At 61.7% G+C, this 14,192-nt stretch carries 14 protein-coding genes and 1 pseudogene; 9 read left to right on the top strand and 6 right to left on the bottom strand.

All coding sequences use genetic code 11. The features are described from left to right. The first annotated feature begins 54 nt into the window (after window positions 1-54). Complete coding sequence (hrpB, locus tag AB4N92_RS08485; RefSeq protein ID WP_236266955.1) at window positions 55-2,565, top strand: ATP-dependent helicase HrpB; 2,511 nt, start codon at window positions 55-57, stop codon at window positions 2,563-2,565. A gap of 119 nt (window positions 2,566-2,684) precedes the next feature. Here hrpB and AB4N92_RS08480 read toward each other — a convergent pair. Next, window positions 2,685-2,789, bottom strand: a pseudogene (locus tag AB4N92_RS08480) (GntR family transcriptional regulator); the annotation flags it as partial. 189 nt (window positions 2,790-2,978) lie between these two features. Between AB4N92_RS08480 and AB4N92_RS08475 the strand changes: the two are divergent. Further along, window positions 2,979-3,731: a hydroxypyruvate isomerase family protein gene (locus AB4N92_RS08475; protein WP_010206749.1), complete on the top strand. Its 753-nt coding sequence runs from the start codon at window positions 2,979-2,981 to the stop codon at window positions 3,729-3,731. An 18-nt stretch (window positions 3,732-3,749) separates the two neighbouring features. On the opposite strand, the gene AB4N92_RS08470 is transcribed toward AB4N92_RS08475, so the two are convergent. Beyond that, window positions 3,750-4,838, bottom strand: a complete 1,089-nt coding sequence (locus AB4N92_RS08470) for an endonuclease/exonuclease/phosphatase family protein (RefSeq protein WP_010206748.1) — start codon at window positions 4,836-4,838, stop codon at window positions 3,750-3,752. Between the two features lie 40 nt (window positions 4,839-4,878). Continuing rightward, window positions 4,879-5,538 carry a YciC family protein gene (locus tag AB4N92_RS08465; protein ID WP_010206746.1) on the bottom strand — a complete coding sequence of 220 codons (660 nt, stop codon included), beginning with the start codon at window positions 5,536-5,538 and terminating at the stop codon, window positions 4,879-4,881. A gap of 176 nt (window positions 5,539-5,714) precedes the next feature. On the opposite strand from AB4N92_RS08465, the gene AB4N92_RS08460 reads away from it, so the two are divergent. The 4 genes from AB4N92_RS08460 (at window position 5,715) to AB4N92_RS08445 (ending at window position 8,079) form a co-directional block, all read left to right on the top strand. Continuing rightward, entirely contained in the window at window positions 5,715-6,446 is a 732-nt protein-coding gene (locus AB4N92_RS08460) for a DUF2076 domain-containing protein (RefSeq protein WP_010206744.1), read from the top strand. 117 nt (window positions 6,447-6,563) lie between these two features. Continuing rightward, complete coding sequence (locus tag AB4N92_RS08455) at window positions 6,564-7,040, top strand: LabA-like NYN domain-containing protein (RefSeq protein WP_010206743.1); 477 nt, start codon at window positions 6,564-6,566, stop codon at window positions 7,038-7,040. A 25-nt stretch (window positions 7,041-7,065) separates the two neighbouring features. After that, window positions 7,066-7,677 carry a 3'-5' exonuclease gene (locus tag AB4N92_RS08450; protein ID WP_042571613.1) on the top strand — a complete coding sequence of 204 codons (612 nt, stop codon included), beginning with the start codon at window positions 7,066-7,068 and terminating at the stop codon, window positions 7,675-7,677. 165 nt (window positions 7,678-7,842) lie between these two features. Beyond that, a complete protein-coding gene (locus tag AB4N92_RS08445) occupies window positions 7,843-8,079 on the top strand; it encodes an acyl carrier protein (protein WP_029529010.1) in 237 nt (78 codons plus the stop codon). Between the two features lie 89 nt (window positions 8,080-8,168). Here AB4N92_RS08445 and AB4N92_RS08440 read toward each other — a convergent pair whose 3' ends face one another. Then, window positions 8,169-8,630, bottom strand: a complete 462-nt coding sequence (locus tag AB4N92_RS08440) for an Lrp/AsnC family transcriptional regulator (protein ID WP_042570861.1) — start codon at window positions 8,628-8,630, stop codon at window positions 8,169-8,171. Between the two features lie 160 nt (window positions 8,631-8,790). Here AB4N92_RS08440 and yedA point away from each other — a divergent pair, with 160 nt between their 5' ends. Together yedA and AB4N92_RS08430 are read left to right on the top strand one after the other, a co-directional pair. Continuing rightward, window positions 8,791-9,687 carry a drug/metabolite exporter YedA gene (yedA, locus tag AB4N92_RS08435; protein WP_010206736.1) on the top strand — a complete coding sequence of 299 codons (897 nt, stop codon included), beginning with the start codon at window positions 8,791-8,793 and terminating at the stop codon, window positions 9,685-9,687. A 48-nt stretch (window positions 9,688-9,735) separates the two neighbouring features. Further along, complete coding sequence (locus tag AB4N92_RS08430) at window positions 9,736-11,070, top strand: DEAD/DEAH box helicase (RefSeq protein ID WP_010206735.1); 1,335 nt, start codon at window positions 9,736-9,738, stop codon at window positions 11,068-11,070. A gap of 123 nt (window positions 11,071-11,193) precedes the next feature. On the opposite strand, the gene AB4N92_RS08425 is transcribed toward AB4N92_RS08430, so the two are convergent. After that, complete coding sequence (locus AB4N92_RS08425) at window positions 11,194-12,420, bottom strand: TIGR03862 family flavoprotein (RefSeq protein WP_010206734.1); 1,227 nt, start codon at window positions 12,418-12,420, stop codon at window positions 11,194-11,196. A 170-nt stretch (window positions 12,421-12,590) separates the two neighbouring features. After that, on the bottom strand, window positions 12,591-13,511 hold the full coding sequence (locus AB4N92_RS08420; RefSeq protein ID WP_236266956.1) for a histone deacetylase family protein: 921 nt from the start codon (window positions 13,509-13,511) through the stop codon (window positions 12,591-12,593). A gap of 75 nt (window positions 13,512-13,586) precedes the next feature. On the opposite strand from AB4N92_RS08420, the gene AB4N92_RS08415 reads away from it, so the two are divergent. Next, the gene (locus tag AB4N92_RS08415; RefSeq protein ID WP_010206731.1) at window positions 13,587-14,156 is read left to right on the top strand and encodes a GNAT family N-acetyltransferase; all 570 of its coding nucleotides are present in this window, start codon (window positions 13,587-13,589) and stop codon (window positions 14,154-14,156) included. Window positions 14,157-14,192 lie beyond the last annotated feature (36 nt).

Raw genomic sequence — 14,192 nt, 5'->3', positions numbered from 1 at the left:
GCGTCGGCATCCGGCAGTTCGCCGTTATACTCGCCGCTCTGCTTTGGAGCCAGTATGAATTCGTTGCCGATTGATGAAGTTTTACCCGCACTGCGTGACGCCTTGGCGAATCGCCATGAAGCCGTGCTGGAAGCGCCCCCCGGCGCCGGTAAAACCACCCGCGTGCCCTTGGCCTTGTTGAACGAGCTCTGGCTGGCCGGGCAGACCATCCTGATGCTCGAACCCCGTCGTCTCGCAGCCCGCGCGGCGGCCGAGCGTCTGGCCAGCGAGTTGGGTGAAAAAGTCGGTGAAACCGTCGGCTATCGCATTCGTCTGGACAGCAAGGTCGGCCCCAATACGCGCATCGAAGTGGTCACCGAAGGCATCCTCACCCGCCGCCTGCAGGACGATCCGGCGCTGGACGGCGTGGGCCTGCTGATCTTCGATGAGTTTCACGAGCGCAGCCTCGACGCCGACCTGGCGCTGGCCTTGAGCCTGAACGGCCGCGAACTCTTTCGCGATGATCAACCGCTGAAAATCCTGTTGATGTCTGCCACCCTCGAAGGCGAACGCCTGGCCGGGCTGCTGGACAACGCGCCAATACTGCGCAGCGAAGGGCGCATGTTCCCGGTGCAGATGCGCTGGGGCCGCCCCTACCAACCCGGTGAATTCATCGAACCGCGTGTGGTGCAGACTGTTCTCGACGCCCTGCAAGACGAAACCGGCAGCGTGCTGGTGTTCCTGCCGGGGCAGGCGGAGATTCGCCGGGTCAACCAGCAACTGGCTGACGCCCTCGGCGAGCGCGCGGATGTGGTGTTGTGCCCGCTGCATGGCGAACTGGACCTCAACGCTCAACGCGCCGCCATCGACCCGGCGCCCGTCGGCAAACGCAAGGTCGTGCTGGCGACCAACATTGCCGAGACCAGCCTCACCATCAACGGCGTGCGCGTCGTGATCGACGCCGGGTTGGCGCGGGTGCCGCGTTTCGACCCCGGAAGCGGCATGACCCGCCTCGATACCCAGCGCATTTCCCGCGCCAGCGCCACCCAGCGCGCCGGTCGAGCAGGGCGCCTGGAGCCGGGCGTGTGTTATCGCCTGTGGTCCGAAGACCAACACGAAGGCCTGGCCGCCTACGGCAGTGCGGAAATCCTCGCCGCCGACCTGGCCGGCCTGGCTTTGCAACTGGCGCGCTGGGGCGTCACGCCCACTCAGTTGGTCTGGCTGGATGTGCCGCCGACGGCGGCGTATGCCCAGGCCCAGGATCTGCTGGGGCGCCTCGGTGCGTTGGATGAAGAAAAACTCACCGCTCACGGGCAGAAGATGGCCGAGTTGCCGGCCCATCCGCGTATCGCCCATCTGCTGCTGCGCGGGCAGGCTCTTGGGTTGGCGGCGACGGCATGCGATGTGGCGGCCCTGCTGGGAGAGCGCGACATCTTGCGCGGTGGCGGTGCGGATTTGCACAGTCGATTGGCGCTGTTGTCCGGCGAAGAGCGTGCACGCGGCACTCAAGGCGGTGTACAGCGGGCCAAGCAGCTGGCGCGACAATACCGAGGCTACCTAAGAGGCCAGGCCACACAACCCGTTGCCGACCCCGATCACCCGCGCTGGCTCGGTGCCTTGCTGGCACTGGCCTACCCGGATCGCGTCGCCCAGCAGCGTCGCCCCGGCGGTGCCGAGTACCGCCTGGCCAACGGCCGCGCCGCGCTGTTCGCGGAGGCTGACAGCCTGATGAAACAGGCTTGGCTGGTGATCGCCGACCTGGGTAGCCGCCAGGGCCAGCGTGAAGAACGTATCTACTTGGCGGCGGATTTCGACCCGGCGCTGTTCGACACGGTGCTGGCCGAGCAAGTGCGCAACGTCGACCAACTCGATTGGGACGAACGCGAAGGCGTACTGCGCGCCGAACGCCAACGCAAAGTCGGCGAACTGGTGCTCAGCCGCGAACCGCTGACTGGCCTCGACGAATCCGCCCGCAGCCAGGCGCTGGTCAACCTGGTACGCCGCAAAGGCCTGGAACTGCTGCCGTGGACGCCAGAACTGCGGCAATGGCAGGCTCGGGTCATGTTGTTGCGCCAACTCGACGCCGGCAAAACCAGCGAATGGCCCGACCTCAGTGACAAGGCGTTGCTCGCCAGCCTTGAACACTGGCTGATGCCCTACCTGGGCAAAGTCTCGCGTCTGAGCCATTTCGCCAACCTGGATATCTCCAGCTTCCTGCACAACCTGCTGCCCTGGCCACTGCCCCAACGTTTGGACGAACTGGCGCCACAGCATGTGAAAGTGCCGTCGGGCTCATCGGTGCGTTTGGACTACAGCGAACAGCCGCCGATCCTGGCGGTGCGCTTGCAGGAATTGTTCGGGCTGGCCGACACCCCGCGCATTGCCAGCGGGCGCCTGGCCGTGAAGTTGCACCTGTTGTCCCCGGCGCGGCGGCCGGTGCAGGTCACGCAAGACCTGGCGAACTTCTGGCGCAGTACCTATGCCGAGGTGAAGAAGGATTTGAAAGGGCGCTACCCCAAGCACTACTGGCCGGATGACCCGTTGGTGGCCGAAGCGACGGCCCGAATCAAACCCAGAAAGCCTTGAATGTAAGTAACTCCCCCAGTCGTTTTGATGACTGGGGGGTTACCTGAACGCGTTGAATCAGAGCAAGGAGGTTGTCTTGAAGGGCTTAAAGCGCTTCAAGCGCACTGTCAAATTGCTTATGCGCGTGTCTGCTCGCGCAAGGGCTCACCGGCTTTCATCGAACGGGCGCGAACCATGTCTATGACGCGTGGGGCCAACTGCAGGGCGAGGTCTTTCTTGATCACAGGTTTTATTCCGAATTGTTAGCTTCAGTCCGTTTCCGTCGGGGCAGATGCCCCCACCGCACTGGAGTGGGAAAATACCATACGAAGAGCATGAGTATTTGCACTGACCACTTTCAATAGCGTGGCGCTGGAGCCGCGAATGAGGCTCCAGGCTGATGATTTGTTTATTCCCAGGATGGATAGTTACCCATGCTCAAATTCAATGCTCACCTCGGTTTCCAATTCAACGAATTGCCTTTTCTGCAACGCATCGAAGCCGCCGCCGCTGCCGGTTTCAGGGCGGTGGAGTTCCCATCGCCCTATGAATTTGACGCCAGCCTGCTCGCCGATCACCTGGCTCAATACAACCTGCCGTTGATTCAGTTCGCAGCGCCGGCAGGTGTTACCAAAGGCATCGCTGCCTTGCAGGGCAAGGAGCAGGAATTTCGCGATGGGCTGCGCGAGGCGGCCCGCTATGCGAAGGCGCTGAACTGCTCGGATGTGCACATCATGTCTGGCGTGACCACACCCCAGGATGAGAGCGCGCCTGCCTACGTAAGTAACCTGGAATACGCGGTCAAGTACCTCGAAGATCAGGGTTTGCGCGCGCTTATTGAAGTGATCTGCCCGCAGGCGATGCCAGGCTATTACATGTCTGACTTCAGCAAGGCGCAACAGGTGCTGGAAACCTTTACGAGTGTCGGGCTGATTCTGGATCTTTACCATGCCCAGCTTTTGACCGGCGACGCAGCCGGGGTGTTGGCGCAGTTTTACGACAGGACCGTCCATGTACAAATCGCCGACAACCCGGGGCGTCATGAGCCGGGCACCGGAACCATGGACTTTGCCGCGTTGTTCGCGGCGCTTGAGCAGCGTGGCTACCGAGGATGGATCGGCTGTGAATACCGCCCATCCGGCACCACGGTTGAAAGCCTTGAGTGGCTTAAGCCGCTGCGGGCCTAGGTGTTGAAACCCTAGGGGCTATTGTGCGGCAGGCAGCAGGAAGCGGGCGATCACCGGCAGGTGGTTGGAAATACGTAACGTATCCTCCTGGCGCACCTTGGCCTCCACCCGTTTGATCCGCGGGCTGTAGAACAGGTAATCCAGCGTACGGTCCGGCCCGTCCACGCTCGGGTCGTTGGGGAAGTTCGTCAGCCATTTCTCACGATCGATCCCGCTGGATTGGCTGTTGCTCGGTATCATCGGGTATTTGTCCCACAGCAGATGCAGCTCGCTGTCCGGCGAATATTGCCCGCGTTTGGTGGCGTCCAGGCGCAGGAATTGGCCCAGTGGCAGCAGGTTGAAGTCCCCACCGATCAGCCAGGGCGTGCCACGGCCCTCAAATTTATCCAGCAATTTGACCGTGGTCTGGACCTGCTCCATCACCGCGCTGCGGCCAGGGGCGTCACCGTCCATGCGAGTGTTGAGCACCGCGAGTTGTCCGCCGTCGCTCAGGGGCAGGTAGGTCAACAGCAAGGCAGGCTTGGGTTGAAACTGGCGACTCAGGATGTTGGCCTCGGGCGCCGGCAGCTGCAGGCGTTCGGCGTGTTCGATCTGGTAACGGCTGAGGGTCGCCAGTTTGCGGCCCACGCTGCCGAAGATGTGCAGGTTTGGCACGAAGTCGGCTTTCCAGTCGAAGGCCTGGGCGCTGCACGGGTAGAGATCGACCAGGCGCTCTTGCAGCAGGGCCAGTTGGTCCTGGTAGTGGGACGGCTTGGCGTTTTCGTCGAGCTCCTGCAGCAGCAGGATGTCGGGCTGTTCGTCGCGGATGACCCGCGCCACTTCGTCGAGGCTGGCGGCCATGTCTTCCACGGTGGGGCGGTCGTCGGGGCCGCTGCCGTCGGAGGTGTCGTACCAGAACACATAATTTTTGCCGGCCAGGTATTGCACGTTCCAGGTCATGACCTTGAGCGCTTGCCCCGGCAACAGCGTGGGCGCACGCGGCGCGACGCAGCTCACCGGCAGGGTTTCCTTCGCCTCGGGGCGCCAGGTCAGGCTGTAGATCAGGGCGGTCAGCAGGCCTGCGATGATCAGCAGGCCCAGCAAGGTGATGCGCAATAAACGGGTCATTGGCTCGGCTTATAGCGTTTCAGAGGTGGCACGGAGCATATCACCGCGCGTCGGCATCGCCACCGATCAACATGAATAAACGGAACAGCACCACGCTGGTAAACAGCTGCAGAAAGCTGTGGGCGCTGTCCAGTAGCAGCCCCAGCAGCGGCGCAGGCGTTGGATAGGCCGCAACGCTGGCGCCTTTGAGCAACCACAGTGGCGTCATCACGCACAGCAGGCACACCAGGATCAGCCAGAAATGCCCACGGCTCAGACGGAAACTTTCCTTCATCGCCTCCAACGCCGGCATGCCACGCAGCACCAGCAGGTATTCGGCAAATGCCAGCACCACCATCAGCCACAGCCCCGGCAGGAAATACAGCGACAGCCCCAGCAGAATCAGCAGCGTGCTCATCGCGGTCAGCAGGGCAAAGCGCGGCCACAGAGTAAGGGCCATGGCCCAGACATCTTTAGTGCCCGGCGACTCGCCACGGGTGCGAGCATCCAGAAACAGGATCAATGCGCCGGTGTACAGCGGGTACACCAGCAACCCCACCACCACGCTGTAGCCGGGAAACGCATCCGGGCCGACGACATGGTTGAGCACCTGTTGCAGCAGGGCTTCGAAAATCACCAATGGCAGACACAGCTGGACGATGGCGCCCAGGTTGCGTTGGGTGAAACGGAAGGAGTCGCGCAGCACGTCTAACGGATTCATCAAGTTCATCGCAGGCCTGAAAGCAAGGGCAACACTTTAACCGATCATTACCGGAGGTAAGCAAACGTAAACCTTGAGTAAAGACCATTGAAACAACTCGTAACATCCCCATAACTAGGTCGGCGCCTGAATAAAGGCGAGACCACGATTTTTACCGGCAATCTAACGAGGTCGCCATGAACAGCGAAGAGCAAACCCTGATCGATGGACTGTTTTCACGGTTGCAACAAGCCGAAACGGACTCAGCCCCCCGCGACGCCCAGGCCGAAGCGCGGATCAAGGAACACATGACGCGCCAACCGGCGGCCGGGTACTACATGACCCAGTCGATCCTGGTGCAGGAACATGCGCTCAAGAGCCTCGACGCGCAGAATAAGCAGCAAGCGCAACAGATCCAGCAATTGCAGGACGAGCTGCAACGGGCCAAGTCCGCGCAGCCAGCCCCGGCGAGCAGCGGCGGATTCCTGTCGAGCATCTTTGGTGGTGGCGGTTCCCGTGATCCGCAACCGGCCCAAAGCGCGCCGGCGTCTTCCGGTGGCGGCTGGCGCGAACCGGCGCGGCCAGGGTTCAGCCAGCCTGCGCCGCAGCAGAACTATCAACAACCTGCTCCAGCCGCTCCGGTGGGCAGCGGTTTTCTTGGCGGCGCGATGAAGACCGCCGCCGGCGTGGCCGGTGGTGTGTTGCTGGCCGAAGGCATCAGCAGCCTGTTCCATCACAACCAGCAACCGCAGGTGGTGGAGGAAATCATCGAGCAACCGGCACCGGCCAGTGATCAAGGCGGCTGGGGCAATGACGACCAGAAATACGCCGGCAATGACAGCTGGGGTGGCAACAATTCGGACAGCTTTGCCGACAGCGATTATTCCGACGACTCTTCCTCCTTTGGCGACGATGATTCCTTCGTCTGACTCACCTTGGCCCGGGGCGAGTGTCGCCCCGGTCTGATTTTTCCCGGAAACCTTCTCGCGGCTGGCATACTGGCACCCTTTCCGGGCCCTGGCGCCTGGCTGTCATGAGGAAGTACGGTGAAAAAAATTGCAGTGTTCGCCGATGTGCAAAACCTCTATTACACCGTCCGCCAGGCCTATGGTTGTCACTTCAACTACGCCGCGCTGTGGGCTGACATCAGCTCGCGCGGGCAGATCGTCGAGGCATACGCTTATGCCATCGACCGTGGTGACAGCAAACAGCAACAGTTCCAGCAGATCCTGCGCAACCTGGGTTTCACGGTGAAACTCAAACCCTACATCCAGCGCAGCGACGGCTCGGCCAAGGGCGACTGGGACGTGGGCATCACCCTCGACATCATGGACGCCGCCGACCACGTCGACGAAATCGTCCTGGCCTCCGGTGACGGTGATTTCGACATGCTGCTTGACCGGGTTATCCACAAGCATGGCGTCGAAGCCGTGGCCTACGGCGTGCCGGGGCTGACGGCCAACTCACTGATCCGCGCCGCCAGCCGTTATGTGCCGATCGAAGGCGCGTTGCTGCTTAAATAGATTCTTTCACGGAGTTGGAACAGGTTTGGAACGTATAGCGGTCATCGACTTTGAAACCACCGGCATCACCCCGAGCAGCCACTGCCGGGCCACGGAAATCGCGGTGGTCATCCTTGAGCGTGGCCAGATCGTGGACCGCTATCAGAGCCTGATGAAAACCGGCGTGCATGTGCCCGCTTTCATCGAACAACTCACCGGCATCAGCAACGCCATGCTGCGCAGCGCGCCGCCGGCCGAGCGGGTAATGAACGAGGTCAACGAGTTCGTCGGCACCACGCCGCTGATGGCGCACAACGCCGCGTTCGACCAGAAGTTCTGGGACTACGAGCTGAGCCTGATCCGCCGCACCCGCCTGCAGAAATTCGCCTGCTCCCTGCTGCTTGCCCGCCGCCTCATGCCGGCTGCGCCCAACCACAAGCTCGGCACCCTCAACGCCTACGCCCAACTGCCCCACACCGGCCAGGCTCACCGAGCGCTGGCGGATGCGGAAATGGCGGCCAACCTCACGGCCCACCTGGCCCAGGAACTGCGGCGTACCCACGGCTTGCGTGAACTGTCCCACGACCTGCTGTGCACCTTGCAGAAAGTGCCAGCGGCGAAGATCAATGAGCATCTGAAGAAACATCGCGGGTTCTAAACCCGCCGCAGTCCCAAAACAACCGAAGATCCAATGGTGGGAGCGGGCTTGCTCGCGAAAGCGGAGTGTCAGTCAGCACCTGTATTGACTGATCCACCGCTTTCGCGAGCAAGCCCGCTCCCTCATTAGCTAGGCGGCGGTCATCGAGGGGCAGTCTTTGCGCAGATCAGCGAAAAGGTCATTCAGCTATTCGTCGACATCATCGGCTTCATCGACCGCAGCCAAGTGACAGAGCAAACGGATTTCATCCATGACTTCAAGATCATTGATGACGATTTGACCTGCTTCGTCATGCAGATCAAGTGGCAGTTCAAGCTGCAAGCCACTCAGGCAGATTGGGATGACATCACCACGATCAGGCAGATTATCGATTGGATTGTTGAACGCTCAAATGTGCATTGATGCAACTTACGTCATCGCAGGCAAGCCTGCTCCCACAGTTGGAATGCATTTCAAAGGGGGGAGCCGGGCTTGCCCGCGATGGCGGTGGGTCAGCCACCACTCTTCCCGATCCCCTCCAACTGCCCCAACGGCACCCGCCGCTCTATCGCGCTCGACAAAATGATCGAGGTCTTGCTGAAGCCGAATTTCGCTACGCGATTGATCAAGTTCTCCAACTCCGGCATAGACCCCACTGCCGCCTGCATGATCACGCACGGATCACCCGTCACCCGATGGCACTCGGTCAACTCAGGGATCTGCGCCAGGGCGTCGTAGGTCTTTTGGCTGCCATGGTTAGTCAGCCGCAGTTCCATCACGCATTGAATCGGCAAACCGACTTTGGACAGGTCCACCTTGGCCTGATACCCGGTGATCACGCCACTGGCCTCCAGCTTCGCCACGCGTTCGGCCACGGCAGGGGCAGAGAGGTTCACCGTGCGGGCCAATTGCGCGTAGGAAGCGCGGCCGTCTTCGAGCAGGGCGCTGAGGAGCAGGCGGTCGTATTTGTCCATGATAAGGCTCCGGTTGCGCGTGACTTTCGAAAGCACGGTTTATAGCCTTCACAACCATGCTTTGAAAAGTGTATTGGCGTTTTAAACAGGTTTTGTAACTTATGTTTAGCGACCTGCCTTTTTAGAATAAGCCTCCCATCTCCTGCCATAGAGCCGCCCAATGCCTGGCCCACGTCGCTTTCCCTTACCGTTGATCGCCGCCTTTTTTGCGTTGTATGTGATTTGGGGGTCTACCTACCTGGTGATTCGCATCGGTGTGGAGTACTGGCCGCCGTTGTTGCTGGCGGGGATTCGGTTCTGCACGGCGGGGGCATTGATGTACGGCTTCCTGCGCTGGCGCGGGGTGCCGGCACCGACTTGGCCGCAGTGGAAGGCGGCCGGGATGATCGGTCTTTTGTTGCTCACCGTGGGCAATGGTGGGGTCAGTGTGGCGGAACACATGGGTGTATCGTCCGGCGTGGCGGCGTTGGCCGTGGCGACCGTGCCGTTGTTCACCTTGCTATGTGGGTATTTCTGGGGCGCGCGTAACACCCGTCTGGAATGGGCTGGGGTGATCCTGGGGATCATCGGCATTGCCATGCTCAACATGGGCAGTACGTTGCAATCGAGCCCGATGGGGGCTGTGTTGCTGTTGGTGGCGGCGGCATCCTGGGCGTTTGGTTCGGTGTGGAGCCGACAGTTGCCGTTGCCCCAAGGCGCCATGGCCAGTGCTGCGGAAATGCTGGTCGCCGGTGTGGCGTTGCTGATGGTTAGCGCGCTGTCCGGTGAACGCCTGCAGGCTGTGCCACCGCTGGAAGGCTGGCTGGCCCTGGCGTATCTGACCGTGTTCGGCTCGATCATTGCCTTCAATGCCTACATGTACCTGCTCAAGCATGTCCGCCCGGCGGCCGCGACCAGCTATGCCTATGTGAACCCGGCGGTGGCGGTGTTGCTGGGGATTGTGTTCGTGGGCGAGACCATTGGTCTGGAAGAAGCCCTGGCCATGTTGGTGATTATCAGCGCCGTGCTGTTGATCAGCCTGCCCCAGTGGCGCAAGCCGAAGCCGGAAATAAGGTAAACTGCCGCGCATTACGCCCTTGCGCTGAATTTTTCCTACGGTATCTACATGACTTTCGCCACCCTTGGCCTGATCGAACCCTTGCTGCGCGCCCTTGAGACGCTTGGCTACCAGACCCCGACGCCGGTGCAGGCGCAAGCCATTCCGGCGGTGCTGGCCGGTCGCGACCTGATGGCCGCGGCCCAGACCGGCACCGGCAAGACCGCCGGTTTCGCCGTGCCGTTGTTGCAACTGTTGACGATGGAAGGGCCGAAAGTCGCCGCGAACTCGGCCCGTGCGCTGATCCTGTGCCCGACCCGCGAGCTCGCCGAACAGGTGCACGCCAGCGTCGCCGAATACGCGCAAAACCTGCCGCTGACCACTTACGCGGTGTACGGCGGCGTGAGCATCAACCCGCAGATGATGAAGTTGCGCAAAGGTGTCGACATCCTGGTCGCCACCCCTGGCCGCCTGATTGACCTGTTCCGCCAGAACGCGCTGAAACTCAACCAGCTGCAAACCCTGGTGCTGGACGAAGCCGACCGCATGCTCGACCTGGGCTTCTCCGAAGAGCTGGCGAACATCTACCGCATGCTGCCGAAAAAGCGCCAGACGCTGCTGTTCTCCGCGACCTTCTCCGATGACATCCGCCTGCTGGCCGGGCAGATGCTCAACGATCCGCTGAGCATCGAAGTCAGCCCGCGCAACGTCGCTGCCAACACGGTCAAGCAGTGGGTCGTGCCGGTGGACAAGAAGCGCAAGCCGGAGCTGTTTGTGCACCTGATGCGCAAAGGTCGCTGGAAGCAGGTGCTGGTGTTCGCCAAGACCCGTAACGGTGTGGATGCGCTGGTGGATAAGTTGCAGGGCCTGGGCATCAATGCCGACGGCATCCATGGCGACAAGCCTCAGGCTACCCGCCAACGCGCACTGGACCGCTTCAAGTCCAGTGAAGTGCAGATCCTGGTAGCCACCGATGTGGCGGCCCGTGGCCTGGATATCGAAGACCTGCCGCTGGTGGTCAACTTCGACCTGCCGATCGTGGCCGAGGACTACATCCACCGTATCGGCCGTACCGGCCGTGCGGGCAACACCGGTGAGGCGATTTCCCTGGTGTGTGCCGATGAAGTGAACATGCTGTCGGCCATCGAGATGCTGACCCGTCAGACCCTGACCCGTCACATGGAACAGGATTTCGAACCGGAGCACCGCGTGCCGGACACCGATGCCAGCGGGCAGGTGGTGAAGAAGCCGAAAAAACCGAAGAAACCTAAAAGCTCTGGTGGCGGCGGTAAGCGCAACCTGGGCAAGTGGGTGGACAGCGGGGAAGTGGCGCCGGCAGAGCCGTCGATCAAACCGGTGCGCAAGGTGCCTGTTTTTAACACTGGGCCGCGCAAGAAGAAGTGATTTTTCGGCGTTGCTGATGGCCCCATCGCGAGCAAGCCCGCTCCCACATTTTGAATGTATTCACAGATCAAAAATGTGGGAGCGGGCTTGCTTGCGAAAGCGACTTTGAATTCACCACCAGTCTCAGCGCTTAAGCCACTCCAACATGCCGCGCCCAGCCGCCCGTCCGCTGGCAAAGCATCCTGTGAGTAGATAGCCCCCCGTCGGCGCTTCCCAGTCGAGCATCTCCCCTGCACAAAACACCCCCGGCAACGGTTTGAGCATCAACCGCTCATCCAACGCCTCAAACGGCACGCCGCCGGCTGTGCTGATCGCCTCATCCATTGGCCGGGTCTTCACCAGGGTCAACGGCAGCGCCTTGATATCCACCGCCAATTGCGCCGGATCGTTGAAGTGGTCAGCCGGTGCCAACTCGCGCAGCAGTGCCGCTTTCACCCCGTCCAGCCCCAACTGACTGTGCAAATGCTTGCTCATCGAGCGTGAGCCACGTGGTTTGGCCAGCGCGGCCTGAACCTTGTCCAGCGGCTTGCTCGGCAACAGGTCGATATGCACGGTGGCCGAGCCGTCGCGGTTGATCACTTCCCGGATCGGCGCCGACAACGCGTAGATCAAGCTGCCTTCGATACCCATTGCCGTGACCACACATTCGCCCAGGCGAGGCTTGTCATCTCCCAGCCCGATGGCGACGTTTTTCAACGGCGCGCCAGCGAATTTACTGACCATCAGTTCGCTCCAGGCCGACACCTCGAAACCGCAATTGCTGGGTTGCAGCGGGGCGTAGGGTACGCCTTTGTCCTCCAGCAACTTGAGCCAGGCACCGTCAGAGCCCAGCCGCGACCAGCTGCCGCCGCCAAGGGCCAGCAGCACGGCGTCGCTGTGGACAGTTTTTTCGCCGTCAGGGCTGTGGATAAGTAAGTCGCCCTCGGCATTCCAGCCCACCCAGCGATGGCGGGTGTGGATAACCACGCCCTGGTCGCGCAGGCGCTTGAGCCAGGCACGCAGCAGCGGTGCAGCTTTCATGTCGGTAGGAAACACCCGGCCCGAGGTGCCGACAAAGGTCTCGATCCCCAAGCCGTGGATCCATTCGCACAACGCCTCGGCCCCAAATGCGCGCAGCAAGGGCGCCATGTGTGGCGCACGTTCGGCGTAGCGCGACAGAAACGCCGGGTACGCCTCGGAATGCGTGATGTTCATGCCGCCCACGCCGGCCAGCAGGAACTTGCGCCCCACGGACGGCATGCCGTCGTACAGGTCCACCCGCACGCCCGCCTGGCTCAGGACTTCGGCGGCCATCAGCCCGGCAGGGCCGCCGCCGATAATGGCAACATGAGGAGGAGGGGTCTGAGGCATGGGTCGGGCTACGGTCGCTGAATAGGCCGAGCATTCTACCCGAGGACGGCACAACTGCCTGATCAAAAAATGTACAACTTCCTACAGGCCAGACTGCTTCTGGCTTTCAGGTGCTTACGCTCAAGTTATCCACAGGTGGTTCCACAGGCATTGTGGGTAACGCCCACGGTTCAATGACAACCTGATGACGTCCACACCCGTTGCGCACTGTGGTGCAGGATGCCGTGGCGGCGGGCGAGGGCCGGGCGGTCCTTGCTGTAGCCGCCACCGATCACGCCCATGACCGGAATGTCGCGGCCCAGGCAGTGGCGCATCACGCTTTCATCGCGGGCGGCGACGCCTTCGTCTGTCAGCTTGAGGTAACCGAGGGCGTCGTCCTTGTGTACATCAACGCCGGCGTCGTATAGCACCAGATCGGGTTGGTAGAGCGGCAGCAGGTAGTTGAGGGCGTCATCCACCACCTTGAGGTAGTCGGCGTCGCCCATGCCCATGGGCAGTGGAATGTCCCAGTCACTCTGGGCTTTGCGCGCCGGGAAGTTCTTTTCACAGTGCAGCGACACGGTGATGGCGTCCGGCGTGTCGTGGAGGATGCGCGCGGTGCCGTCGCCCTGGTGCACGTCGCAATCGAAGATCAGCACACGATTGACCCGGCCGCTGGCCAGCAGGTAATGGCTGATCACCGCCAGGTCATTGAAGATGCAGAAACCTGCCGGGTAATCGTAGTGGGCATGGTGGGTGCCGCCGGCCAGGTGGCAGGCCAGGCCGTGCTCAAGGGCTTGCTCCGCCGCGAGAATCGAGCCGCGGACTGCACGTACGGTACGGCGGGCGAGGGCTTCGTTCCAAGGCAAGCCGAGGCGGCGCTGGTCTTCGCGTGACAGCTCGCCGCCCATGTAGCGTTCGATATACCCAGCGTCATGGGCCAGGGCCAGAATATCCGGTGGGCACAACTGCGGGCGCAGCAGTTGGCTGTCCTCGGTCAGGCCGCTGTCCACCAGGTGGTCGCGCAGCAGGCGGAACTTGTCCATGGGGAACCGGTGGTCCGCCGGGAACTCGGGACTGTAGTCATCGTGGTAGATCAATGGCAAAGGCATGGGATTTTCTGACGGGAACCTGCGACGGATCTTAACAGCGCTGTACACTCACGCACATGGCAAGGGAGGGGACCCATGGAGCCGATACTGGAATTGGAAAGTGCACGCCTGGTGCTGCGCCAATGGCGCGACGCTGACTTGCCGGAGTTTGCGCGCATGTGCGCCGACCCGCAGGTGATGCGTTATTTCCCGGCCACACTGAGCCATCTAGAAAGCGCCGCGTTGATCGGCCGCATTCGTGGGCACTTCGCCGAATACGGCTTTGGCCTGTGGGCGTTGCAGCGCAAGGACACCGGTGAGTTCATCGGCCTCACCGGGTTGCTGAATGTCAGCTTTGAGGCGGACTTTGCCCCGGCGGTGGAGATCGGATGGCGCCTGGCTCGCGAACACTGGGGCCTGGGTTATGCCAGCGAGGCCGCGTGGACCGCGTTGCGCTGTGGATTTGATCGCTTGAGCCTGGACGAGATTGTCGCCTTCACCACGCAAGCCAATCTGCCATCACAAAAAGTCATGCAGGCCATCGGTATGCATTACGATCCGCAGGCAGATTTTGAACACCCCAAGGTCGCAGCCGATGACCCGCTGCGCCATCATGTTTTGTATCGCATCACCCGCGCCCAATGGTTGGACACGCTGCATGGATAGGCAGCCCGGAATGCCCCATAGATTTTAGGAGTTGCT

The organism is Pseudomonas sp. S3_A09, from assembly GCF_054668065.1.
This window is presented reverse-complemented; position numbering and strand designations above follow the sequence as displayed.

Coding starts and splice junctions, on each gene's coding strand:
- AB4N92_RS08425 (WP_010206734.1), bottom strand. CDS start 12,420: ATGCCTCAGACCCCTCCTCCTCATGTTGCCATTATCGGCGGCGGCCCT.
- AB4N92_RS08460 (WP_010206744.1), top strand. CDS start 5,715: ATGAACAGCGAAGAGCAAACCCTGATCGATGGACTGTTTTCACGGTTG.
- AB4N92_RS08415 (WP_010206731.1), top strand. CDS start 13,587: ATGGAGCCGATACTGGAATTGGAAAGTGCACGCCTGGTGCTGCGCCAA.
- AB4N92_RS08440 (WP_042570861.1), bottom strand. CDS start 8,630: ATGGACAAATACGACCGCCTGCTCCTCAGCGCCCTGCTCGAAGACGGC.
- AB4N92_RS08470 (WP_010206748.1), bottom strand. CDS start 4,838: ATGACCCGTTTATTGCGCATCACCTTGCTGGGCCTGCTGATCATCGCA.
- AB4N92_RS08420 (WP_236266956.1), bottom strand. CDS start 13,511: ATGCCTTTGCCATTGATCTACCACGATGACTACAGTCCCGAGTTCCCG.
- AB4N92_RS08430 (WP_010206735.1), top strand. CDS start 9,736: ATGACTTTCGCCACCCTTGGCCTGATCGAACCCTTGCTGCGCGCCCTT.
- hrpB (WP_236266955.1), top strand. CDS start 55: ATGAATTCGTTGCCGATTGATGAAGTTTTACCCGCACTGCGTGACGCC.
- yedA (WP_010206736.1), top strand. CDS start 8,791: ATGCCTGGCCCACGTCGCTTTCCCTTACCGTTGATCGCCGCCTTTTTT.
- AB4N92_RS08475 (WP_010206749.1), top strand. CDS start 2,979: ATGCTCAAATTCAATGCTCACCTCGGTTTCCAATTCAACGAATTGCCT.
- AB4N92_RS08465 (WP_010206746.1), bottom strand. CDS start 5,538: ATGAATCCGTTAGACGTGCTGCGCGACTCCTTCCGTTTCACCCAACGC.